Origin of the sequence: uncultured Roseivirga sp. (assembly GCF_963973945.1) — a bacterium.
GTDB lineage: Bacteria > Bacteroidota > Bacteroidia > Cytophagales > Cyclobacteriaceae > Roseivirga.
The window spans coordinates 398,637-423,272 of sequence record NZ_CAXBBV010000001.1; the positions used below are offsets into that span (position 1 = coordinate 398,637).

The 24,636-nt window shown below is 38.9% G+C and carries 18 protein-coding genes; 8 read left to right on the top strand and 10 right to left on the bottom strand.

Annotation, left to right across the window (positions count from 1 at the left end; genetic code table 11):
• The first annotated feature begins 36 nt into the window (after positions 1-36).
• The 3 genes from AAC026_RS01910 (at position 37) to feoB (ending at position 3,833) form a co-directional block, all read left to right on the top strand.
• Entirely contained in the window at positions 37-1,377 is a 1,341-nt protein-coding gene (locus tag AAC026_RS01910) for an HTTM domain-containing protein (RefSeq protein WP_339694579.1), read from the top strand.
• Between the two features lie 116 nt (positions 1,378-1,493).
• Positions 1,494-1,715 (top strand): FeoA family protein, encoded by a 222-nt coding sequence (locus tag AAC026_RS01915; RefSeq protein ID WP_339606084.1) that lies wholly within the window; start codon positions 1,494-1,496, stop codon positions 1,713-1,715.
• A gap of 3 nt (positions 1,716-1,718) precedes the next feature.
• Positions 1,719-3,833 carry a ferrous iron transport protein B gene (gene feoB, locus AAC026_RS01920; RefSeq protein ID WP_339694580.1) on the top strand — a complete coding sequence of 705 codons (2,115 nt, stop codon included), beginning with the start codon at positions 1,719-1,721 and terminating at the stop codon, positions 3,831-3,833.
• 82 nt (positions 3,834-3,915) lie between these two features.
• Here the strand turns inward: feoB and AAC026_RS01925 are convergent, their stop codons facing one another.
• From AAC026_RS01925 to AAC026_RS01935, 3 genes are read right to left on the bottom strand one after another with little or no spacing between them, the layout of a single operon-like run.
• Entirely contained in the window at positions 3,916-5,403 is a 1,488-nt protein-coding gene (locus AAC026_RS01925; protein ID WP_339694582.1) for a carboxypeptidase-like regulatory domain-containing protein, read from the bottom strand.
• A gap of 8 nt (positions 5,404-5,411) precedes the next feature.
• Positions 5,412-6,389, bottom strand: coding sequence for a FecR domain-containing protein (locus AAC026_RS01930; protein ID WP_339694585.1), 978 nt, complete (start codon positions 6,387-6,389; stop codon positions 5,412-5,414).
• A 50-nt stretch (positions 6,390-6,439) separates the two neighbouring features.
• Positions 6,440-7,012: an RNA polymerase sigma-70 factor gene (locus tag AAC026_RS01935; RefSeq protein WP_339694588.1), complete on the bottom strand. Its 573-nt coding sequence runs from the start codon at positions 7,010-7,012 to the stop codon at positions 6,440-6,442.
• A gap of 208 nt (positions 7,013-7,220) precedes the next feature.
• Here AAC026_RS01935 and AAC026_RS01940 point away from each other — a divergent pair, with 208 nt between their 5' ends.
• From AAC026_RS01940 to AAC026_RS01955, 4 genes are read left to right on the top strand one after another with little or no spacing between them, the layout of a single operon-like run.
• On the top strand, positions 7,221-9,008 hold the full coding sequence (locus AAC026_RS01940) for a DNA mismatch repair protein MutS (RefSeq protein WP_339694591.1): 1,788 nt from the start codon (positions 7,221-7,223) through the stop codon (positions 9,006-9,008).
• A 28-nt stretch (positions 9,009-9,036) separates the two neighbouring features.
• Positions 9,037-10,176, top strand: a complete 1,140-nt coding sequence (locus AAC026_RS01945) for a 5-(carboxyamino)imidazole ribonucleotide synthase (RefSeq protein ID WP_339694594.1) — start codon at positions 9,037-9,039, stop codon at positions 10,174-10,176.
• The gene (purE, locus tag AAC026_RS01950; protein ID WP_339694597.1) at positions 10,173-10,679 is read left to right on the top strand and encodes a 5-(carboxyamino)imidazole ribonucleotide mutase; all 507 of its coding nucleotides are present in this window, start codon (positions 10,173-10,175) and stop codon (positions 10,677-10,679) included. Before AAC026_RS01945 ends, purE begins: the two co-directional genes overlap by 4 nt.
• Positions 10,680-10,689: 10 nt before the next feature.
• The gene (locus AAC026_RS01955) at positions 10,690-11,091 is read left to right on the top strand and encodes a VOC family protein (RefSeq protein ID WP_339694600.1); all 402 of its coding nucleotides are present in this window, start codon (positions 10,690-10,692) and stop codon (positions 11,089-11,091) included.
• Here the strand turns inward: AAC026_RS01955 and AAC026_RS01960 are convergent.
• From AAC026_RS01960 to AAC026_RS01970, 3 genes are all read right to left on the bottom strand, one after another.
• Positions 11,088-11,309 carry a hypothetical protein gene (locus tag AAC026_RS01960; RefSeq protein ID WP_339608881.1) on the bottom strand — a complete coding sequence of 74 codons (222 nt, stop codon included), beginning with the start codon at positions 11,307-11,309 and terminating at the stop codon, positions 11,088-11,090. The genes AAC026_RS01955 and AAC026_RS01960 overlap by 4 nt on opposite strands.
• Before the next feature lie 157 nt (positions 11,310-11,466).
• Positions 11,467-14,538, bottom strand: a complete 3,072-nt coding sequence (locus AAC026_RS01965) for an AsmA-like C-terminal region-containing protein (RefSeq protein WP_339694603.1) — start codon at positions 14,536-14,538, stop codon at positions 11,467-11,469.
• 91 nt (positions 14,539-14,629) lie between these two features.
• Positions 14,630-15,166 carry a PepSY-associated TM helix domain-containing protein gene (locus AAC026_RS01970; protein ID WP_339694606.1) on the bottom strand — a complete coding sequence of 179 codons (537 nt, stop codon included), beginning with the start codon at positions 15,164-15,166 and terminating at the stop codon, positions 14,630-14,632.
• 215 nt (positions 15,167-15,381) lie between these two features.
• On the opposite strand from AAC026_RS01970, the gene AAC026_RS01975 reads away from it, so the two are divergent.
• Positions 15,382-16,242 (top strand): hypothetical protein, encoded by an 861-nt coding sequence (locus AAC026_RS01975; protein ID WP_339694609.1) that lies wholly within the window; start codon positions 15,382-15,384, stop codon positions 16,240-16,242.
• A 129-nt stretch (positions 16,243-16,371) separates the two neighbouring features.
• Here AAC026_RS01975 and AAC026_RS01980 read toward each other — a convergent pair whose 3' ends face one another.
• From AAC026_RS01980 to AAC026_RS01995, 4 genes are all read right to left on the bottom strand, one after another.
• On the bottom strand, positions 16,372-18,594 hold the full coding sequence (locus AAC026_RS01980; protein WP_339694611.1) for an OmpA family protein: 2,223 nt from the start codon (positions 18,592-18,594) through the stop codon (positions 16,372-16,374).
• A gap of 90 nt (positions 18,595-18,684) precedes the next feature.
• Positions 18,685-21,015 carry a patatin-like phospholipase family protein gene (locus AAC026_RS01985; protein ID WP_339694614.1) on the bottom strand — a complete coding sequence of 777 codons (2,331 nt, stop codon included), beginning with the start codon at positions 21,013-21,015 and terminating at the stop codon, positions 18,685-18,687.
• Positions 21,016-21,062: 47 nt separating this feature from the next.
• Positions 21,063-22,340, bottom strand: a complete 1,278-nt coding sequence (locus AAC026_RS01990) for a peptidoglycan DD-metalloendopeptidase family protein (protein ID WP_339694617.1) — start codon at positions 22,338-22,340, stop codon at positions 21,063-21,065.
• Positions 22,341-22,411: 71 nt separating this feature from the next.
• On the bottom strand, positions 22,412-24,625 hold the full coding sequence (locus tag AAC026_RS01995) for a heavy metal translocating P-type ATPase (RefSeq protein ID WP_339694619.1): 2,214 nt from the start codon (positions 24,623-24,625) through the stop codon (positions 22,412-22,414).
• Positions 24,626-24,636: the final 11 nt, after the last annotated feature.

Genomic DNA, 24,636 nt, shown 5'->3' on the forward strand with positions numbered 1-24,636 from the left:
CCTGTTTAAAATTCCAAAATTGTATAGCTTAGAAATATGTTGAATTTCTTTTCCAAAATCATTCAAAAGCAATTCGATCCAGTGGACAACTCTCCACTTGTTCTATTTCGTATGATTTTTGGCTTTCTGATCTTCGCTGAAACATTTGGCGCTATACTCACAGGCTGGGTTAGACAGGTGCTTATTGAACCCGAGTTTACCTTTACACTTATTGGTCTAGAATGGCTTCAGCCTTTGCCAGGCAGTGGGATGTATGTCTATTTTGCATTTATGGTCATTTGTGGTTTATGCGTTATGGTAGGCTATAAATACAGGCTAAGCCTGAGTCTTTTTACCATTCTTTGGACTCTCGTTTATTGGATGCAAAAATCGTATTACAATAACCATTACTATCTACTTATTCTCCTTTGCCTTTTTATGTTGTGCGTACCAGCTCATGCCTATGCCTCTTTCGATGCCAAAAGATGGAGTTCGGTGGTAAGTATGACCTGCCCACGATGGTGCATTAACATCTTCATTATTCAGCTTTGGATTGTATTCACCTTTGCTGCTTTAAACAAAATTTACCCTGGTTGGATTGAGGGGCACTTTATTCAAGTAGCGTTAAGCTCTAAAAAACAATATTGGCTAATAGGAGACATTCTACAAAAACAGTGGCTTCAGAACCTTGTTATTTATGGAGGTATTGGTTTCGATTTACTCATTGTTTATTTCCTTTTATGGAAGAAGACAAGAGTGCTTGCCTTTATCGCCTCAATAATCTTCCATTTGTTCAATGCCGTAGTGTTCCAAATTGGAATCTTTCCTTTCATGATGATTGGGATGACGGTACTCTTTTTTAAACCAGAAACGATCAGAAAAACCTTCTTCCCTAAAAAGACTTTAATCGGCCTTTCAAATAATGAACAAACAAAACTTAAGGCTGGCAGATTAGCCTTGGCAGTAGTCTTTGCAGCCTATTTTGGTTTTCAGATTTACCTGCCGCTAAGGCATCACCTTTATAAAGGCGATGTGTTCTGGACAGAAGAAGGCCACCGACTTGCATGGAGAATGATGTTAAGGGTAAAGTATGGAAGCCTCGATTTTGAAGTAAAGCATCCAGAAACAGGTGAAAATTGGAGAGTAGACCCTCTGGACTTCTTTACAAGCAAACAAGTGGCAGCCGCAGCATCTAAACCGGATATGATTTGGCAAATGGCTAAATGGATGAAAAAACATTATTCGAAACAAGGAATTGAAGATGTGGAGATTTATGCCAACACAAGTGTTTCTTTAAATGGAAGCACACGACACCCGATAATTGACCCTGATACTGACCTTACAAAGGTAAAGTGGCAACCATTTAAACATTCTAAATGGATTCTGAGCCCCAAATAAATGTTTATTTCTCCCCTCTTAAAATAGATTAACCTTAAAGGCATCAGTATTTTGTTATGAGCATTGGCTCTAGTAAATTGCGGCTGTTTATAATTAATCTAAATAAGCATAGAGCCGTGAGAAGTCTAGCAGAACTGAAAAAAAACGAAAGAGGGATTATAAAAGGGTTTAATGATGATTCTCTTTCTGTAAAACTCATTGAAATGGGTTGCCTACCAGGAACAGAGGTTTCTGTAGATCTTATAGCTCCCTTTGGCGACCCAATTGCCATTGGTGTATCTGGTTATTGCTTATCGCTCCGAAAAAACGAAGCGGCCTGTATCATGATTGAAGATTAGGGCATGACAAAGGCGAACAGAATTAAAATTGCGCTTGTTGGGAATCCTAACTCTGGAAAAACCACACTTTTCAACTTACTTACTGGGCTAAATCAAAAAACAGGAAACTTTCCAGGTGTAACTGTAGATAAGAAATCGGGTTTCTCAAAACTACCCGATGGCTCGACTGCCGAAATTATTGACCTCCCTGGTACCTACAGTATCTATCCTAAAACATTGGATGAACAGATCGTTCAAGATATTCTACTTGATCCTGCCCATCCGCAATATCCTGACAAGGTAATTGTAGTTACCGATGCCTCAAACCTTAAAAGAAACCTTCTTCTCTTCACTCAAATCAGAGATTTAGGAATTCCGTTGGTTTTAGTGCTCAACATGATGGATGTAGCACAGCTTAAGAAACTTAATATCGACTTAAGAGGTCTCTCGATTGATTTAGGCGTAAAAATTATTCCTACCAATTCTCATTCTGGCGATGGTATTGCAGCTCTAAAAGAGGCCCTGAGCCAGCCCTTAGTAAAAAGCAAGCGACCCTTCTATGATATATATGACCTTGCTCCGAAAACAATAGATGTTATAAAAACGGAGTTTGATCTGACTGAAAATTACCGTGCCTATCAATATGCTCAGCAATCGGTAAGGTTGAATTTTCTAACGGAAGACGAGAAAGAAAGAATTGCGAAAATAAAAGATGAAAATGGGTTTTATGATGTACCCACGCAATCACAAGAAACTTTAGGCAGGTATCAGCTTATTTCTGACATAGTAGATAGAAATGTTAAGAACTCGCGAGATCCGCTTCATAAATCGGTAAGTCAAAAAATCGACAGAGTGGTTACTCACCCTGTTTTTGGTTACCTCATTTTCTTTACTGTATTAATGCTCATTTTCCAAGCCATATTCGCTTGGGCCGAAGGGCCAATGAACCTCATTGAGGGTTCAATAGCTGAATTTAGCGGATGGGTAAAAGACATACTTCCTGAAGGAATCATATCTGATTTAATTACCGATGGAGTTTTGGCCGGACTCGCTGGCGTGCTGGTATTTATACCCCAAATTGCTATTCTATTTGCTTTTATTGCTCTCTTAGAAGAGAGCGGATATATGTCTAGGGCCGTTTTTCTTATGGATAAACTCATGAGGAAAGTTGGGCTCAATGGAAAGTCTGTAGTTCCGCTAATCAGTGGAATGGCCTGCGCTATTCCAGCCATTATGGCTACCAGAAATATTGACAGCTGGAAGGATAGGCTCATCACGATATTTGTAACTCCATTTATGAGTTGCTCAGCCAGATTACCTGTTTATGCCATTCTAATTGGTTTAGTAGTTCCCGAACAACAAGTGCTTGGTGTATTTAACCTTCAAGGTTTGGTACTTCAGGCACTATACCTTTTGGGTTTTTTAGCAGCCATTGGTTCGGCTTATATAATGAAGCTTATTTTAAAGAGTACTCAGAAGTCCTATTTCATTATGGAATTGCCTGGCTACAAAATACCAAGCTGGAAAAACATAGGCCTTACTATTTATGACAAGTCTAAAACCTTTGTTCTCGAAGCGGGAAAAATAATCATTGCCATATCAATTGTATTATGGGTTTTGGCATCATACGGCTTTAATGAGAACTTCCGCAATGCAGAAGAAAATGTGAGGCAAAATATTGGAGCAAATGCGTCTCAAGAAGAATATGAAGTTGCCTTAAGTTCCTATAAACTTGAATACTCCGTTGCAGGATCGTTCGGTAAGATTATTGAGCCCGCCATTCGCCCACTTGGCTACGATTGGAAAATAGGGATAGCCCTAATCACTTCATTTGCTGCGCGAGAGGTTTTCGTAGGCACAATGTCCACTATATACAGTATTGGCGCTAGCGATGACGATGAAATAACTATTCGTGAAAGACTAAGGGAAGAAAAGAACCCTGAAACTGGTGAGCCAATGTATTCACCTGCAGTAGCATTTTCACTTATGGTGTTTTATGCATTTGCAATGCAATGTATGAGCACGTTGGCAATTGTTTATAGAGAAACCAAAGGGTGGAAATGGCCAATCATCCAAACCATTTATATGACTGCCGTTGCCTATATTTCAGCACTTATCACCTATAATATTTTCTCTTAGAAGGTCTGAATTGATTGTTGGATACGCATGGTTCTTTCCCTTTAGCCTTTGAAAGAACTATGCGGCCTAATTAATGACTAGGCTACTTTTGCTCTTGTTCGTTGGGTCTGAAGTTCAAAGGTAACTTTACTGAAAAGCCACCCCATGTCCACCAGCCTAAATATAAGGCTGCCCGCTTGCTACTAAAATAGCCTGGGAAAGCTACGAGCGGATCATCTTCCTGAAAAAGGATTACCGATTTTTGGAACAATGGAACATCACTAATGTCCATCCCCACTACTTGGTAACTGGTAAGGCTCTGATCGTTGCTCAAAGAAATTGTAGACCTAGACTTCTGATCTGTATACTTGTAGTTTCCGCTCTTTGATTTACTTCTGAAAAGCTTCTTGTATTCTTCGTCTTCAAACCCTTTTGTGTAGGTTATTTCTATATCTGAAGAAGCAATCAATTTATACTCCAAGTCTTTTTCGCCCGGCTCTAGCCTTACAATTTCAGATATCTTGGCTGGGTTCAGAGGGGTACTGTATTCTGAGGTAACAGAATCGAATTGTACTGTATTTACTAAAAACCCTTCCTCGGCAACTTTGCCCTGAATCAAGGAATTTAAAAAATGATTAACCGACCCATAATATGCCTTTCCTCTAGCCTCCTCCCATTTGGTATTTTGCTTTCTAGATTTAGGCTCAAGCTCTGAGAATTGTGCCTTTCCTATATAGGTTTTGGTACCATTAATAAAGGTAAATTCTTCTAAAATATAACTTACCGCGTAGCCTAGGGCATAGTTTTCAATATAAAGCTTATCGTTTGCTGTTACTTCATAATTGTTCAGAGAGTCCAACACAAAGAAATCAAGTACCTCAGGGTTAACAATCCTACAATCTTTGGCATTACTGTCTCTACCTAAAAAATCCTCTTCAAACCTTTTTAACAACCTTCGGTCACTCTTTCTCTGTTTTCTAGTCTTCTTAGCCGATACTTCAACGGGTTCCAAATCAACCTCGGCAACATTCATTTCAATAATAAACATGCTATTATCTAATGGTTGTTCGTAATTAAAAGGAACTGTTTTTGGTTGATACCCAACGTAAGAAATTACTAGGTTAAAAGCGATGTAAGGAATGTTCTTGATTTCAAAATAGCCTTCGCGATTTGTAGCTACACCAAAAGTACTATTATCAATAAACACATTGGCATAAGGAAGGGGGGCTTGAGTTTCAGCATCTAACACCTGCCCTTTTATTAACCTGTCGGTAGTTGGTTGTTTCAGAATTACAACCGTTCCATTCACCTCCTTAAAATAGAGGTTGGCTTTAGACAAAATATCTTCTAAGATTGATCTTAATGAAACACTATCGTACATCACCGAAAATTTATCCATCTTCGGAATGATCATAGTATTGTACGAAAAATTGATTTGCGTCTGCCGATTCAATTGGCGCAATGCGGCACTTAGCGTTACATTATCGAATTCAATAACATATTCCAAGTCCAAAATTGAATCGGACTTTTCTTGCGCCTGTGCGTTTATACACCAAAATGCGTAGATGGAAATCAGAAATCCCCTGAGCATGCAACAATTTAATGATCGCAGGCCTTTCCTTCTAATTTTATTCGGTTTTCTTTAAAGGAAATAAGTTTTATTTCTGGGAAAGTGGCATCAATCATTTTTATAACGTCCTCAATGGATGTTCCTTGAAAGGTAGTAGTAAGAGGACAAGCTCCAATGGCCTCGTTATAGTCAATTTTCACCCAATAGGTATCTTCTAAATCTTTGAATACTTCACTTAGAGGAGTAGCATCGTATTCTAGTTTTCTTGTCCACCAACCACTAAAGTTAGCGTCCTTCATTTCATTCTTTTGAAGAATTTTTCCCGATTTATCCAGTTTCGCGCTTTGCCCTTTAGCAACCTGCTCTTTTACTCCTGTAACTGTTGAAGAAAATTCAACCAAGCCTTCAGTAACGTCTAGCTCAACACCTTCATCTGAATCAGTAGTCAAATTAAAACTAGTGCCTAAAACCCTTACCGTACTGTTTCCAGCTTCAATAATAAAAGGCATATCCTCATTTCGAACTACATCAAAATTCGCCTCTCCTTTTAAAACTAAATTACGATTACTATCTCCGAAATGCTTAGACAAGGTGATTTTAGCATTGGCGTTTAATTTTACAACCGATCCATCGGGTAAAGTAAACTCTTTAATTCCGTGAGGTACCGAAGCCAGCTCAGTGCCGTCAACGCTCGATAAATTTGTAGAATTATAGATAAAATATCCGGCAACAGCTATTACCAGTAAAGAAGCAGCAATCTTTAAAAAGCTAAAATTACTTCTTTCGATTTTAACAACCTTTGTCTCTTTTGTAAGCCCGTTCACTTTATTCCATGCGGAATTAGTATCGAAAATATCATTGTTCTCGGTACTTGTTATATCGAGCACATTCGCATAAGCCTCTAAATCGAGTCTTAATTGCTCATTTTGAATCAATTGAGATTCAAAATCTGCTCGTTCGCTAGCGTTTAGTTCGTTGGCCAAATACTTGGCCATTAACTCTTCCATTATTTCCTTCTTTCTGTCAGTTAATGTAACAACCCTGACGATTTATTCCCTTATAAAAAAAAGACCAGTGGTAGAAAAAAGATCATGTAATCTTGAAGGTAACCTCTTAGTATCTTAAGTGCTTTACCCATATGTACCTCAACAGTCTTTTTAGAAATACCTAGTTCATCTGCAATTTCATGATATTTAAGCCCCTCTTCTCTACTCATTCTAAACACTTTCTGACACTGAGGAGGCAAGCTGTCCAAAGCATCTTCAATTCGTTTTTGTAATTCAAAATCGGGCTGGTGGCTTACATAGTTCTGCTTACTAATTTCAATAGATTCCTGTTTGTTGTTTACATACTTGTTAACAACCTTTTCATGCTTAATGTAATTGAGTGCAGTATTGTAAGCCGCTCTAAACAGGTAAGATTTAAAATTTATATCCTCTTTAATCATCTCCCGCTTTTCCCACAGGTTTACAAAAGTACTTTGCACAATTTCTTCACAGGTATCTTCATCACGAAGAATCCTGAAAACGTATCGACAAGCGCCCTTGTAATGCTCTTTAAATAAATGCTCAAAAGCGAGTCTATCGCCCTTAGCAAATGCAGCAAGAAGTTGATTTTCGTTTAACGACACTCGGTTAGAATTTCAGCAGCGTTGAAGATAAAAAGAAAAAACAAATTCTAATGAATTCACGTGTTCTCATACTAATTAATTGACATTTTTGGCCAAAGTATAAATTGTGCTGTCTATGTTTGAAACTAAATACGTCTTATTTGGTAAGAATGGTTCATTACGCTCTGCATCTTATCAAAAGCCTTAGTCAAATTATATAATCAACAAAATGGAAAAACTTTTTAAAGAAAGAGCAGAGCAGTTTAGCCTTACACTTAACACACTAAAAAAAAGGTCGCTTTCTTTAGCTTGGCTTAGGGTCTCTTCCTTTTTTGCGGTAATCATTCTAATTACAATTTTCGCAAATGCTAAAGTAACACAGGGAATAACCATAACGGCCATTGGGTTTCTTGTGCTCTTTTTTTATCTATTAAAAAAACATACTGCTGTTAAGAAACAACTTGACTTCACGGAAGCCTTACTCAAGGTAAATGAAGAAGAGCTCAATAGGTTAGAGATGAAACTTTCTTCCTTAGATGATGGAGCCGAATTTATTAACCCACTTCATGAATATCATATTGATCTTGATGTTTTTGGCAGGCACTCTCTATTTCAATTAATCAATAGAGCTTCTACAGCCTTTGGTCGAGTAACGATGGCAAATTGGCTAAGTACTCCGGCCAATAAAGATGAAATACTTTTAAGACAAGAAGCTGCTAAGGAAGTTGCTCCATTAATAGACTGGAGGCAGAATATTCAGGCGAGCGGAAGGGCTTTCAATGAAGAAAAGGCAAACATTGAGCCGTTACTTTCTTGGATAAAAGAGCCCAATGTCCTTTTAACAAAAACATTTTACAGGTTAGCTATTTTCTTCTTTCCACTACTTTCTGTTACCTCCGTAATTCTTGCATCTACAGGTGTAGTCGCCATTGGGCTTCCTATTTTGGTAGTGTTTATAAATATTGGCGTTTTAGCAACCGTGTTTAAGTATGCGGGAGACGTATTTCAGAAAACCATTTTCAGTAATAAAATACTCAAGGCCTACGAAGCTCAAATTGCTTGGATCGAAAAGCAAGAATTGACATCTCCATTGATGAAAGACCTAAAAAACAAGCTTCAAACAGATGGTCAAAACGCTTCAGTGGTAATCAACCAGCTACAGTTTATTTTGGATAACCTACATAACCGCGCTAACATGATGTATCATATCTTTAACATGTTTTTTGTTTTAGATATCTACTGGTTATTAAGAGCGGAAAAATGGAGAGAGAAAACAAAAGAAGATATTCAATCTTGGTTTGAGGCCATTGGCGAAATAGAAACGGTAAACAGCCTTGGTGCATTTTACTTTTCAAATCCAACGGCAGTTTTTCCTACCATTGAAACAGAACCATTTGTGATAAAAGCTACGCAGATGGGTCACCCTATGCTCAACGCAAAAAAGAGAGTGAGCAATGATTTTGATTTCTCTGGAAAGGGTGGAATCTGCCTGATTACAGGATCAAACATGAGTGGTAAAAGTACATTCTTAAGAACTGTGGGAGTGAATTCGATTATGGCACTAATGGGGGCGCCAGTTTGTGCCGAATCCATGAATATCTCTAAGCTTCAGGTGTTTACAAGTATGCGTACTCAGGATGACTTGGAAGAAAGTGTTTCTTCTTTTTATGCTGAACTGAAAAGATTAAAACAGCTTTTGGGCTCTATTAATCCTGAAGTACCAACACTTTTTATGATTGATGAGGTGTTAAAAGGAACCAACTCAGAAGACCGACATACTGGAGCTATTGCGCTGATAAGGCAACTGAATAAATCATACGCTTTTGGTTTTGTTTCTACACATGATTTAACCCTTGGGAGAATAACGACAGAGCTTCAAGGCATTAAGAATTATAGCTTTAATAGTGTAATTGAAAATGACGATATCATCTTTGATTATACCCTAACCCCAGGTCTTTGTAAAAGCTTTAATGCAACTAAGCTTATGCAAAAAATGGGAATAGAAATTATTGATTAAATTTGCCCGCATTCCATTAAAAACAAGCATGTCGGTATTTGATTCTAATTTTAAGATAGGGGTTTTAGGAGGAGGTCAGTTGGGTCGAATGATGATTCAATCGGCCATAGATTTTAACTTTAATGTGCATGTGTTAGACCCTGACGCAAACGCACCTTGTAAAGAGATTGCCGCTTCGTTTACTCACGGAAAACTCACCGATTTTGACACTGTTTACAATTTTGGTAAAGACAAAGATGTAATTACCATTGAGATTGAAAACGTAAATACCGAAGCCTTAAAACAACTGGCTAAAGAAGGGAAAAAAGTATTCCCGCAGCCTGAGGTCATTGAGTTGATTCAAAATAAGACACTTCAGAAAAAATTCTACAAGGAAAACGGTATCCCCACTGCCGACTTTATTGAAACCCAATCTAAAGCCGATGTTGCAAAGCATAAGGACTTTCTTCCTTTTGTAAACAAACTGGCCACTGGTGGTTATGATGGCCGAGGAGTGCAAGTTATTCGCTCCGAAGAGGTATTAGATAAAGCTTTTGATGCCCCCGGTTTTGTTGAAAAGCTTATTCCTTTCGAAAAAGAAATAGCCGTAATCGCAGCCAGAAATGAAAAAGGTGAGGTCACATGCTTTCCTATGGTAGAAATGGTTTTTCATCCAGAATTGAACCTTGTTGAATACCTATTTTCTCCGGCCATAGTGAGCCAAAGTATTGAAGACAAAGCTCAAGAAATTGCCAAAACATTAATCAGTAAGCTAAATATGGTAGGCTTATTGGCCATTGAAATGTTTTTGACAAAAGAAGGGGAAATATTGGTGAACGAAGTAGCACCAAGAACTCATAACAGTGGTCATCAAACCATTGAAGGCAACGAAACCTCTCAATTTGAACAACACCTAAGAGCCATTTTAAACTTGCCTTTGGGCAGCACCAAAATTGTACAGCCTGCCGCCATGGTTAATCTTTTGGGTGAAGCTGACTTTGAAGGGCCTGCCAAGTATGAAGGAATGGAAAATGTACTGGGTCAAGAAGGCATTCATGTACACCTTTATGGAAAAAGAATTACCAAACCTCACCGCAAAATGGGGCACGCCACGATTACAGCAAGCAACATAGAAGGTTTGAAGGAAAAAGTTAATTTCGTAAAAGCAGAACTAAAGATAAAAGCATGAGCAAGGCATTGGTAGGAATCATAATGGGTAGTCAGTCAGATTTACGTGTAATGTCTGATGCCGCCTCTGTGTTAGAAGAGTTGGGTGTGCCTTTCGAGGTAACCATTGTGTCCGCACATCGCACACCACATAGAATGGTTGACTATGCCGAAAAAGCTATTGAAAATGGTCTTAAGGTAATTATTGCTGGCGCTGGTGGTGCTGCTCATTTACCGGGAATGGTGGCTTCCTTAACCACTTTGCCTGTAATTGGCGTGCCCGTTAAATCAAGTAACTCTATTGATGGTTGGGACTCTGTTCTTTCCATTTTACAAATGCCAGGCGGTGTGCCTGTTGCAACTGTTGCGCTTGACGGAGCAAAAAATGCAGGTATTTTAGCCGCTCAAATCGTAGGTACTTTTAACGAAAATGTAGCTAAAAACTTGAAGTCGTACAAAACCGAAATGCGCAAAAAGGTAGAAGATAGTGTAGAAGAATTAGCTTCTAAAGGCTGGAAAAAATAAGCCAAATGGAATGGCTGATTTGAACCTATCCCATATAAAAGAAACCTGCCTTTATGTTTCTGACTTAAATAGGACAGCGCATTTTTACCATTCCAAACTTGGGTTGCCAGTTGTAGCCAAAGTTGATGGCAGACATATATTTTTTAAAGTAGGTAACTGTATGTTGCTTTGCTTTCTGCCCGAAGTAAGTAAAATGGAAGAAACCTTGCCTCCTCATTTTGCCAAAGGCAAGCAACATATGGCATTTGGAATTCCTCAAAAGGAATACGGAGATTGGAAAAAGAAGCTAATGGATTTGAGAATTTCCATTACCTATGAACATCATTGGAGAGATGATATATACTCCCTCTATTTTGAAGACCCAGATGGCAATGTTCTAGAAATTGTTCCGAACGAACTTTGGGATAATTAAATTTCGTACTCTAATTCGTGAGTTCTAGAATACTGGAAATCAAACCAATACTCATATTCTGAATATTGAACACAATCGTCTAAAACTTCATCCGCCATATTGAGCCTAACAAAGCTGGTTTGGGGAAGCCATTCGCGAAGTTTAAAAACTTGATCAAAGGGTAACTTAGAAACCTGAACATATCCAGTGCCTAAGTCTATGTGGGGGTATGCTTTCATCTGAATACAATTTTAAACAATTCCGACACACGCAACTTAATCTGCTGTTTATCAGATTATTAATTTTGTGTATCTAAAACAATAAGTCGCCCGTAGTTCAAGCGACTTATTGTTAAGATGATAGAATTGAGTAAAATGTTACAGTTGGCCTCAGAAATTATTCTTCATTGCCCCCGTTACCCTTCTTCTTTTTCAGTAAGCCTTTTAAAACGCTTTCGGCTTTCTTCTTAGCGTCTTCAAGTTTTTGATCTGTAGTATCTTTTTTAACGCCTAGTTTACCTGCTAGCTTCAAGGCCACACTATCTTTTTGGGCTTTCAATAATGAGTCTGCCTTAGATTTCAATTCGGTTTTCTTTGCATCCAAAACCAGATTGGCAGAATCTTTCGCCTGCTCTACCATGGCCTCCACTTCTTGCTTTGCCTCTTCCTTCTTTTCGTCCACTTTGGCTTTTACAGAAGCCGTTACTGCACTCTTCATGTCCGTGCCATCACCACTTCCCACGCCTCGCAAACCAAACTCAGGCTTAGCGTATGTTCCGCTCATACCAATGTTCAATCGCAGTGTGCTGCTCGTAGCTGCTGAACTACCTGTGATTTGAGAAACCAAACCATTGAGTTGTGTACCAATTTGTCCTGCTTGAACATCCATGGCCAGGGTATAATCAATCGAGCCATCAATACCTGTGCTGCCTGCAATTGTGGTTTTGTAATCACCAAGTTTCACATCAAACGGTTTCACGAACAGTCGACCGTCTTTAATTTCTGCCGACATCTTTACTCTGTCTAAAGTTGAAGTAGAGAGTTTTTGAAGTTTGGTGAGCGAGGTCAAGCCTGTAACTATTTTAGAATCTTGATCTAAGCTTGCTTGTAATAATTGTAATACACCACTGCCAGAAAGTGTGCTATAATCAGGCATCATGTCTGCACCTAAGGCTCCTGCCATTGAAAAATCCGTTGACAATAATCCTTGCATTTTCTCAGCAATTGGCGCTAATTTTTGGATCATCTCAATGCTTTGAAACGATTCAGGAATTGAAATTTCTTTTACTTTGAACCCAAAAGCAAAGAGTGGCTTTTCTGGTTTGCTATCATAAGAGCCTTGTAAACCAACCGTACCATTAAGGGTTTTCATGTTGGCGTTGTCAAGGGCTACTTTCCCATCCTTTACTACCAAGCCACTTTTTACCTCTTTAAGCTCAAGCTGGTTATACATTACTTTATTGACTGAGGCGTTCATGATGAATTCTACGTTTTCAGGAATTCTAACTACTTCCATTGGTTCACCCTCTTCATCTACCACCTCTTCTTCCGATTCGGACATCCATTCGTTTACATTCAGCACATCGGCCGAAGCATTCAAGTTTCCTTTTAACTTTCCTTCATTTAAGGCAAATCCCAAGTAATTCTCAATTTTACCCGTGGCACTAAAATTAGTTTCACCAGCCGAACCATTCAGTTCATTTAGGTTAATGCTACTTTTATCGAAAGTGGTATTGGCAGAAGCTACTTTAAATGTTTTGCCCATGGCTTCATCGGCATATACAAGGTTCTTCACGCTCAAAGCTCCTTTGGTATCTAAGTTCTGATAACGCTCGTTCTCTATGTCGCTCATTTTTCCTTTCGAGCTCAAATCAGCGGTGATAATACCAGAGGCTTGAACGCCTTCCATTGGATAGATTTTGAATATTTTCTCAAGGTCAATCGTTCCTTTCGCGGTAGCGTCCCATTCAAAGTTATCAGGGTTTTGCAGCATCAACTTGGCCTGAAAAGGTTGTCCGTCCATCATGAAATCCATATTGGAAACATTGATTTTGGTGTCCTTCATCTTGCCCGTTGGGTTGATCACTTCAGCCATTACATTGATTTTCTCGAGGGGAATAGGGAACTCGGTAGACTGGATTAAACCGTCTTTCAAGTTCATAGTAATATCTAGCGTAGGAATAATGGATTGTATGCTATCATATTTACCGCTGGCCTTAGCATTCAAAGTTAAAATTCCATCTAACATGAGCCCCTCTATTGGCAACATGCTATTAAGGTCTTTCAAATTCAAAGTACCTTTTACATCGGCATCAATAGGGTAATCCTTAAGATTGGCCACTTTCAATCGAGCATCAAACGGATTCTTTCCAAAGTCAACATGCATTTTCTTAAGGTCAACCACCGTGTTTTCTATTACCCCATCTGGGTTGTCTACATTTAAGGCTAACTGAATATTGTTTATTGCCTCTGGTAACTCTGGGTACTGAACCGACCCATCTTCAATGTTAAGGTTCAAGTTAAATGCTGGCATTTCGGTGTCAGAGTAACGGCCTTTTACCATTCCGCTAAATGACACATTACCAGCAGCTTTAACATCATCAAAACTTTCGGTATATGCTCCTGGAATTAACGAGAATATCTTTTTGAATTCAGATGAAGGAGAACTAAACGAAAGATCCATACCGTAGGCATCATCGAACATGGTAAATGAGCCATTGGCAGCTAAAGGGAATTCGTTGATCAAGAACTCATTCTCTTTGAAAGTAAATTTCATGTTCGGCAGGTCCATGCTCATCACCAAGTCCAAAGTCACCGATTTATTGGTCACATACTCAGTTTCATCATAAGCAAAAGTGGCTGCATCTATCTTTCCTTTGGCAACTAAATCGAAAATGTCTTCGGCAAAATCGCCTTTCCCAGAAATATTGATTCCATTAAGTTGCGTGAAGACTTGAGAAGACTGATCGAAGTAAATGAAATCACCGTTTGAAACGGAGAAGCTATTGATTCCAAAGTTTACCGAGGCTTCTGACTCTGTGGTCACAACCTCTTCAACATCTTCTGCTGCCTTCATTATATCATAGTTGGCAGTTCCATCCTCTAAAACAATAATGGTGATATCGGGTGATTCTAGGCTAACTCCTTTAATCGTTATGGCATCTCCAAAAAGCACTTCTTTCAGATTAATTTGAGCCTCAAGGTTTTCTACACTGGCAAGCGTATCGCCTTCAAAAACACCTTTGCCAATAATACCGAAGTCTCCTAAGCTGACTGTAAAATCAGGGAAGTTTCTAATGAGTGAAAGTCCAAACTTATCAATATCAAAGAACAAAGTGGCCTCTGTATTCTTATCAAATTCTGATACAATTTTATCCCTGATCTTATCTTTAAAAAAGACAGGAATGAGCAGTAACAATAAAAATATGGCTAGAAATATTCCGAGAACAATTTTAAAAAAGCGCTTCATACAACTTTAGTTTTTAATACTACAAAAGTAGATAATTAACTAAGAAGAAGCCTTGATGTTATAAAAATCGCTATTAATTAATATTGAAACTTTAGGATTTGAGTTTTCTGATTTTTCTTGGGCCATACCATAGCCAAATGCCTGATATAGAAAGAACTAAAAGACCAATACCTAAAACGTTCATAGAAATAACCTTAAATAGTTCGGAAATTATGCTGCCATCGTGAATCTGTTCGATCCAATCAGAATTTCTTTTCGCTACAGAATAGACTTCCAAAGTTTTAGCATCTACCTGAACTTCCCAACTTCCTGTATCGAAGATTACTTTTGCAATTCCTTTGGTGGGTCTGTATTCAATCCTATCGAAATTAGATGCATTTAGCCCCAAACTATCCACAGCCTGAAGCGAAACTTCGGCTAACCGATGAACAGGGTGCCATTCTGAAATATTGAGTGTTTCACCGCTCTGTGTTGGTGGCTGTAGAACATCGATATTTTTTTTCCAGCCCAATATCAAGCCTGTAATCGAACTTATGATTAGAAAAAGCACAATGAACAAGCCAAGCGTTTTGTGGATTTGACGATATGATCTTATGCTTTTTACAAGCTTAACAGGAGCCTTGGCCATAAATCTTCGGTTTTTTCTAAAAGTGCCAATAAGTGGAATTTAAGTGGAATCCACAACCATAATTATAACAACAAGGCTTTGATTGATGTGGCAAATTGGCCTACTAAAATTACTGTAACATAAATCATATGTTACGTAATTTGTATTTATGTTACCTCAATGTTAACTTAATGTTACCAAATGGCGTTACAAACTTGTAGCTTTACACTTACACAATGAAAATAAGAAGAGACATATGGTTAATAGTATTAGTGGGGTTTCTCCACTTTGGCCTATATGCTCAAACTCCTGTAAATAATAATTCGTTGACTGAAACGCTAGACAAAGCCAGCATGTTTCTAACGGATGTTGAGGGAGATCAAAAAGTAAAAGCCAATCAAAACTTAACCGAACTCATTGAGAGTTTGGAGGTTATAAGAAAGAAAGAAACGGATGATGATGCCTTTCTGCGCAAACTATTCTTAAAAACTAACAGAAAAACACTTCGAAGATATAGTCTATACGCAGACTTTTCTGAAACAATGCTCGATCACAATTATGGTTGTTTATCAGGTACCATTTTGTATTCGCTTTTGCTTTCTCATTTTGATTTCAATTTTGAAGCCATCGAACTTTCAGATCATATTTATTTATTAGTAGAAAACGAGAACTCAAAATTCATTTTTGAATCCACCTTAGGCTCAAGAGGTTTTATTGCTAATAAAACAGACATTGATAAAGCTTTGAGCGGTTATAACGAGAGATCAGTTGTGAACCAAAGTATGACGGCCGTAGCTTCATTAAACAGTAATGAGCAAACCTCTGTAATTAATAACCGAATAGGCTTAAAGGAACTGGCGGGTTTACAGTATTATAATAAAGCCATTGAAAGTTTTAAGAATACTGAATTAATTACTGCATTAAAACAGAGTGAGCAATCTCACGAATTATACCCTTCAGTAAGAATAAAACAACTTATGCAATTACTAGTTAACGAGATTCTTTATAGTGAAGGATTGACCAGAGAGGTAAAACAAAACGCCTTAAAAAACTACATTTCTCACATTCGAGAGAATAAGATCAGTCGAACCAAATAAACTGGCAGAAAGTACCTCGACCTAGTTTTCAGCCCCATTAACTTTACATTAATCGAGTTTCGCAAATCGTAAATAGAATGATTTTGTTAAGAGGCTAAATGCAATAAGAGAAAAGTTCTAGGCTTATCTCTACATACTTATAATGGTAAACTCAACGCGTCTGTTGAGTGCTCTACCCATTACGGTACGGTTAGTAGCAATTGGAACATCTTCTCCATGCCAAACAAACTGAAGTCTGTCTTCTTTAATTCCTAAAGTAGCAAGCGCCTTACGAACAGCCTCTACTCTTCTTCGCGACAGATCTATATTGTATTCAGGTGTACCATAATTATCGGTGTGGCCTGCCAACTCTACAATGGCTGTTGGGTAGTCATTCATGAACTTAGCAAGGTTCCGAATTTCTGTCCATGATTTGGGTTTGAGTAAGTCTTTGTCAAAATCGAAGAATACGTTTCGGATAATAAACGAGGCGCCTGGGGCTGCCTTCACTACTTGCGCATTTATATTTATTATTGGCACCTGAACGCCACTTACCAAAGCATTAGACTCGATCGGTGCTTGACCTAACTCCTTGCGCTGTGCATTTAAAAGCTCAAAAGTATCTCTCTTAATTTGTGGTAGAGCAAGGTCAATGGCCACAGCTTTCATAATATCGGTTGGAACACTAATCGGTTCGCCAGTAGCCAAATCGGCACTGTCAAGATCCAGTTTATCGAGCGTTACAGCATACACATTGATTTCCGAAATATCCAATAGGTCGATAGTAGCACCTACAGGGATAAAGCCAGGTATTTCAGCTCTATAACTATAAATTTCATCTGCTGGTAACTCAATACAGTAATTTCCAGCGGCATCTGTTCTTACTCGGCCTACTTCCACTCCATCTCTCAACCTAGAAAATACAACTTCGGCATCCAGCGGATCGCGTGTTTCGGGGTCTAGAATTGTTCCACAAAGGGTTACTAATCTTAGTTGGCGCGTTACTAGTGGCAATGTCAAAGAATGAATGTCCAAATCATTACCTTCTACTTCTCTACAGAAATAGGCGAACGATCCATCATGTGGAATGAACAAAAACATATCGTCTACTTCAGTATTAATTACTGGACCTAAATTCTCTGGCTCTGTCCAGCTTGTCCAAGAGTTATCCAAACGCCTTGTTACAAAAATATCTTTCTTACCATAGCCACTATGTCCTTCAGAAGTGAAAAACAAGGTTTTCTTATCTGGCATTAAAAATTGCCCTTCTTCTTCGCCAGCAGAGTTAATTACAGGTCCCATATGTAATGGCTCTGTCCATAAACCATCTTTTTGTAAAAAGCTTACATACAAATCCCTTCCTCCTTCTGTTCCTCTCCCTTCTTCAGATATAAGAAGAATTTCACTGTCTGGTGTTAGCCAGAAATTCACATTTCTATGAACGTTAATGTCATTGAAAATCTTAAGGTTTTCGGGTTTAGTCCATTCGGTTTTCGATACCCTTTGGCTTTTGGAAATACCATACTTCATACCACCAGGTAAGTACTTATTTCCAAGAATAATAAGCTCTTCATCTTCTTGCAAAAACGAACTTATAAAATTGGGATCAGGGTTATTGAGTACATCTCCAATGTTATTGGCTTGTCCCCAGTCTAGCGTGGTTGAGTCAAAGTCAGAGTACCAAATGTCTTCCAGATCATCCTCTCCTCCTACATTATCGGGGTGGCCTCTTCTACTAAAATAAAGGGTTTTCTTGTCTTTGGTCATCAAAGGCTTGATCTCTCTATTTGTGCTATTCACCAAATCATTCAGCCTATACACCATCAGTTTGGTATTAATATTAGGCATGAGGTTGATTTTTGCTTCTATTGGTTCTTGTGAGTTGGAAACACCAATACAGTCAATGGCCGTAAACCCGTCTACCGACCTTCCATCAATTACTATCTTAACTGCTTTGACATTGTAAGGCGTTTTATCTAGAAAAATCCTGAACATCCTATGCGGCTCACCCACAGGCCCCGGGGTTTGTTTGAATACAGAGTACTCATTGTCATCATCATCATACAAAAAAACTTCCCTTATGGCTCCAGGGTTAAAGGTTTCGCCAATAGCAATCTGCTCAACAGGCATTTCCAGATCGAATTGCACTTTAACAAATTCAACAGTATTGGGATTAAAGGGGGACCAGGAACTTGGGTTGTCGCCTCCTGCGGGTAATACATTGGGTTTGCCGAGCACTTGTTTTGCAGAACCCTGAAGTTCAGAGATTTCGGAAGAATAGTCAATCACGCGAGAAGCCCACTGGACTGTGGTTTGGGAATAGGTTGCCGAAAAGCACAATACCCAAAGAAGCGCACAAAAGACAATTCTCATAGAAGTGGAAACACACAAGTTAATTGAGGTTCAATTATAACCAATTATAACAAGTAAATGAATATTTACACAAAGCAAATAGCCATTTCACTACTCAATTGATCTTTGATTGAATATCATATACCCGAATGAAAGCGACAACCCTAAACTTGAAGTAGGGTTTTCTAAATAATTCACACGAAAGGTAAGCGGCCCTAAAACCGAATTATAGATTAAGCCTGTCATTCCTAAGAGGCGTATGTTATCAAAGCCTCTTTTGTCTTGTGCCTGTTGTCCCGCTATTTGCTGAGGCCTGTTGTATGCGCTAAACCCATATAGCTCGGCTCTTAAAAACAGACTATTGGCCAAACGAACGGAATGGATCATTCCAGCTCCTACATAGCTGTAGGCTCTATAATTTGGTAAAAAATAGGTTTCCGAATCGAACATAGGGTTAAACTGGGTGGAATATATTAGACTGGACTGATAATTCATAAAGTTGGGTTGGCTGCTATATACTGACTCGAATTTCCACCCAAAGCGGTAATCCTCAGATATTTTCTTGTATTCTTCAAAATACAGTTCCAAAGCAAGCCAATTCTTAGCTTCGGTATAAGTGGTTATTTCATTTGGCCTATGTAAAACAGAAGTAGTTCCTGGGGTGTAAGCAAGATGGCCCAACAGCACATTTGCTGATGTATAGAACCGTACTCCCGAGGTGGCAAACTGTTTTGCGTTGAGGCTATTCCGCTCATAACTGAATTTTCCTTTAAACGCCTCATATTTTGTATGGTCTAAGGTCTCGTTTATCGAAACATTAGAGATGTTGCTAAAATTATCTGAGTTTCTTACATAGGCTGCTTCAGCCGTAAATACGCTCCGTTGACCCGACCCTAAGCCAATTGTAGCGCCAAATTTTCTATCAATTCTATTTAAAATTGTTGGGTTGGCCTTTTCATCAAAAAAGTCATCTGTATTAACGTAATCCCATTGATTTAGCAAGAAAGAAGGTTCTACAAATAGCCTTGTACGTGGGTTTAGGTTAAAGCGAGTACCTACGTAAACAGATTCGTAAAACCGCCCTGTGGAAATTTTAAGTTTATAAGAATTTAGGAAGCGGTTAAAGGTATTGAGTGTTAAACCAAAGTGGAGTGTGCTTACACTTCTTGTAGACAGGTTCCCTCCAAAATCAACTGAAAGCCCATTTCGGGCTGTGGGTTTTAGATAAAATTCTAGTACGTAAAACTCATTTTCATAATCGTAATCAAAGTTGATATAGATGTTTCTGAAGTAGGGCTCCGAAAGTAGTTTAAAGTAAGCTTGCCTGATTTCAAGTAAGTCTAGAGGACCATCTTTAAATGAAACCAATGAGTTAATCAGTAACTCTTGTTTTGGCATAAAGCCAAATAGCTTAATCGCCCCAAACTCATACTCTTCAAATTTATCTCTGAATTCGGTTCGTTTTGATTCTACCTCGCTCTGTGTTACCCTTCTGGAAATTTTCTGCTTTATGCTTTCCATTTGGCTCATGGTTACATCGTATCCGGCCTTAATTAACTCTGGCACTTTATCGAACGACATGGCCGTAAAAGGCTTCATCTCTGGTTCTAAGTATATATCGGTACTGTCTAGCTGAGTAGGGTCAGATTTATTGAGGAAGAGAAAGAGCAATGCATCGGTCAGAATTTCTTCATCAGCATCAAACGGATAAGATTCTGTTTTCTTAGTCGCCACATTTGACCCAATGGTTACTTCAGGGCCAAAATCTTCCTTCATAATGTCCACAGGAAAATTATCATATACGCCTCCATCAAATATGTATTGATTCTGAAATTTGATTGGCCTGTAAAAGAACGGCACGGCCATTGAAGAGCGTGTGGCTTGCATCAGCGAACCCGTATCTAGTTTTACCACGCTTTCTGAAAATATATCGGCAGCTACTGCTTTAAAGGGAACAAAAAGATTATTGAAGTTATAATTGGCTGCACGTGCTGCTTGGCCTAAATACTCATTTAAAAGAAAATTGATAATGATATCATTGGCCAGAGGGGTACTAATGGAGGCCTTAAAATTCTTGTCTAGAAGAAGGTCAACGGTTAGCCATGAAGCATCGTCTTGCGATTTAGTATAGTTGTATTGATAGCGTTCTGAAGATACTCCATTGATCCAATTTTCGAAGTTAGGGTTCGTTACAATTGCCTCAATCTCTTCTGGACTAAAACCAGCAGCGTAAAGAGAACCCACCACTGCCCCCATTGAAGTTCCTACTACATAATCAATAGGAATGTCATTTTCTTCAAGGGCCTTCATTACTCCAATATGGGCAATGCCCTTTGCTGCCCCACCACTCAACACCAAGCCTACCTTCTGCGCTTGTAAAACAAAAGAGCTAACGAGCAGTAGGGTAATAATAAGAGACTTATTCGCAACTTTATTAGACATAAAAAAAGCAGGGATTAGCCTGCTTAAAAGTATAAATTCAATTTCATTTATCTACTACTAGCAGTAATAACATCTTCAACCCATTCCATAGGAATATCGTTGAGTTTTTTATCCATTAATACCTTCATTGCCTCAAATTTAACTATGTGTTCATCTGAAAGCGGTTTTTCTGCTGGTAAATCCTCTCTTAAGAAATCTACCTGTTGGCCTCTTTTCCAGAACCTAAAGCAAAGGTGATTTCCAGTAGCTAGGCCTGTACTTCCTACATAACCTATTACGTCTCCTTTTTTAACTTTCTGCCCATTTTTGTAGCTTCCAAATTTTGACATGTGTAAATACCCTGTGGTATAAGTGCCGTTATGTCTAATCTTCACATAATTGCCATTCCCTCCTGTATAACCTCGCGCAATGATTACCCCATCGGCAGCAGCTTTAATTGGAGTTCCTTTAGCGGCAGCAAAGTCGGTTCCTAAATGAGCTCTTCGGGTGTTCAATACAGGGTGAAGACGGCTTTTGCTATATCGGGAAGAGATTCGAGAAAATTCAACTGGATACCTCAAGAATGCCCTTTGAAGGCTCTCGCCCAAATCATCATAGTAATCAAAGCCATTTCCTTGGTCATAAGCATAAGCCATATAGTCATTTCGAATATGATTGAATTCGGCACCGAGTACTTTTCCTACTCCAATGGGCTGTCCATTTACCTGTCTTTCTTCATAAATCACCTTAAACCAATCACCAACTTGAAGAGAACGCATATCGATCTGCCAACCGAAAACATCGGCTACAGCACTTACCAAAGCAGCCGAACCGCCCTTTTCTCTTATAGAATGATCTAAAGAAACAGTAATTCTTCCTGCCATTGTTCTTTCAATGGTTTCAACTGCTCTTTCTTCTTTATATATAGAGATTGAGTCTTTAAGTTGATAAACCACATACTCTAAAGGGCTAGGCTCATAAACAAAATAAGCGGCTCGCTTTAGAGAGTCTTCTGTATAGAAAAGAGTGTAGTCGCGATTTGGAACAAAGTTTCGAACACTGAAAACGTCTTTAGAGAGACGGTCTATGCTGAAAATGTCTTGATTGCTGATGTTAAAGGGGAGAAGGATATCCGCAATTGTCTGATTACGTTTAATCTTTCCTTCAAGTATTTGATACTGATCTAATGGGATTCCAAACTTGTATATCGGCTCTGGAATAACCGTTACTTCTTCCAAGGGTATTTCTTCTTCAATATAGGAAGCACTTTCTCTGCTAAAATAGAAGTATAGAACTACCACAACAACTAAACCTACTACACTGGCAAGTCCTAAGTTTCTTTTCATTATCCGTTAGTTTTTACCTTTCAACGGCAAAGTACTAAAAATGTGGCCTTTTAGTAAATCTTTTTTTTAGACTATATTTTTGAACCCTTCAGCCTAAGGCTATTGAGCACAACAGATACGGACGAAAAGGCCATAGCAGCACCAGCCACCATAGGGTTTAGAAGAAAACCATTGATAGGAAAAAGTACTCCAGCTGCTAATGGAATAGCTACTACATTGTAAGCAAATGCCCAAAACAAGTTCTGTTTCATGGTTTTTGTGGTTTTTTCTGAAAGTAGAATTAGCTGGTGTAGTTTAGAAATGTCTCCATTGAGTAAAGTGACCGAAGCGCTTTCTAAAGCCACATCGGCACCTGTACTCATAGCAATGCCCAAATCGGCCTCGGCCATCGAAGGCGCATCGTTAATTCCATCACCGGCAAAAGCCACAATGTGCCCATCGGATTTGGCTTGTTTTACAATGGCGTGTTTATCTTCTGGCATCAGGCTGGCCTGAAACTTTTTGATACCTGTTTCACGAGCCACATTGGCACAAATTTGTTCGTTGTCGCCAGAGAGCATTTCGATCTCTATTCCGCGTTTTTGCAATTGAGCCACCAAGGCTGCGGAAGATTTACGGACGGTATCTTTTAAAGCAATTACTGCCAAAACCTTTTCGTCTCGAATAAAGAACACTTGGGTTCGTCCATCTTTATCATGCAACTTGATCAAACTTTCTACTTCATCTGAAAGTGTGATTCCCTTTAATCCGCCCTTTCCTACAATTCTATAATTATGCTGGTCCAATGTGGTGGCTAAACCAACTCCTGCAATCGTTTTGAGGTCTTTGATTTGTACAGGGAAAAGAGAATAATTTTCCTCTAGATAGTCCGTAACTGCTCCTGCAATTGGGTGGCTAGATGCGGCTTCCATTCCGTTGAGCACACTTAATAATTCTAAGTTGTTATCTTCGCTAAAGAAGGTTTTGAAATCTGTAACAGAAAGTTTCCCTTCTGATATTGTTCCTGTTTTATCTACAAACAGCTTGGTCACTTTCGATGCGTTTTCCAAAGCCACGGCATCTTTAACAAGGATTCCGTTTTTCGCTCCTTTGCCAATGCCTACCATAATGGCCATAGGTGTGGCCAAACCAAGTGCACATGGACAAGCAATGATTAACACAGAAAAGGTGTTTACGAAAGCATAAGTAAGCGCAGGGTCAGGACCAGCAAAGTACCATATTACAAAAGTGAGTGCTGCCAAGCCAAGCACTATCGGCACAAAAACACTTGCAATTTTATCCGCCAATTGCTGTGCAGGAGCTTTTGAACCTTGGGCTTCAGTAATCATCTGAATAATTTTACCCAAAACAGTATCCTCACCCAACTTTTCAGTTTTAACTTGTAGGCTACCATCGGTATTGATGGTGCCTGCTTTTACTTCATCACCTTCCGATTTTTCCACCAAAACAGATTCGCCAGAAATCATGGCTTCGTCTAAACTTGCGCGCCCAGAAACGATTCTTCCATCCACTGGTATTTTCTCTCCGGCTTTTACCAAGAGAATATCACCAAGTTTTACTTCTTCAAACAGAATCTCTTTCTGTTCTTCATTTTCAATCTTTATTACTTTTTTAACCTGAAGCTCATAAAGCTTTTCAATGGCTTTTGAGGTGGAAAACTTGGCCTTTTCTTCCAGGTATTTTCCAAGAAGTATAAAAGCAATAATCACTGCGGCCGACTCATAGTAGACATGCACCTGCAAACCTTGATTTCTAATTACTTCTGGGAAAATGGTGTTGAACATACTGAACAGAAAAGCCGAACCTGTTCCGAATGCAATGAGCGTATCCATATTAACTGCTGCTCGCTTAATTTGCGAAAAAGCACTTGTGAAAAACCTCCACCCAGAAATAAAGACTACAGGAAATGAAAGAACGAGTAAAACCCAATTTTTATAGGGGAAGTCACCCACAAACATGGACAGCACCATGACCACCACACCAAGAGAGATGGCCAGCGCCAATGCTCGTTTCGTTTTCTTTAGACCTTCTTCGCGTGACGCATCAACCGAGGCTTTGTCTTTTTTTGCTTGTAGTGTATAGCCCGCTCCTTTTACATATTTCTGGAGCAGCTTAAAGTCCACTTCGGCTTCGTTGTAGACCAAACTAACCGTATTGGTAGCATAGTTTACCGAAGCTTCTTCTACTCCTTTGCTGTTCTTGAGGGTTTTCTCAACGGTGGAAGCACAGCCTGCGCAGTGCATACCTTCAACTGGATATGTGTCTTTAATCATGGCTTCTTTCATTGCGTTCTGTC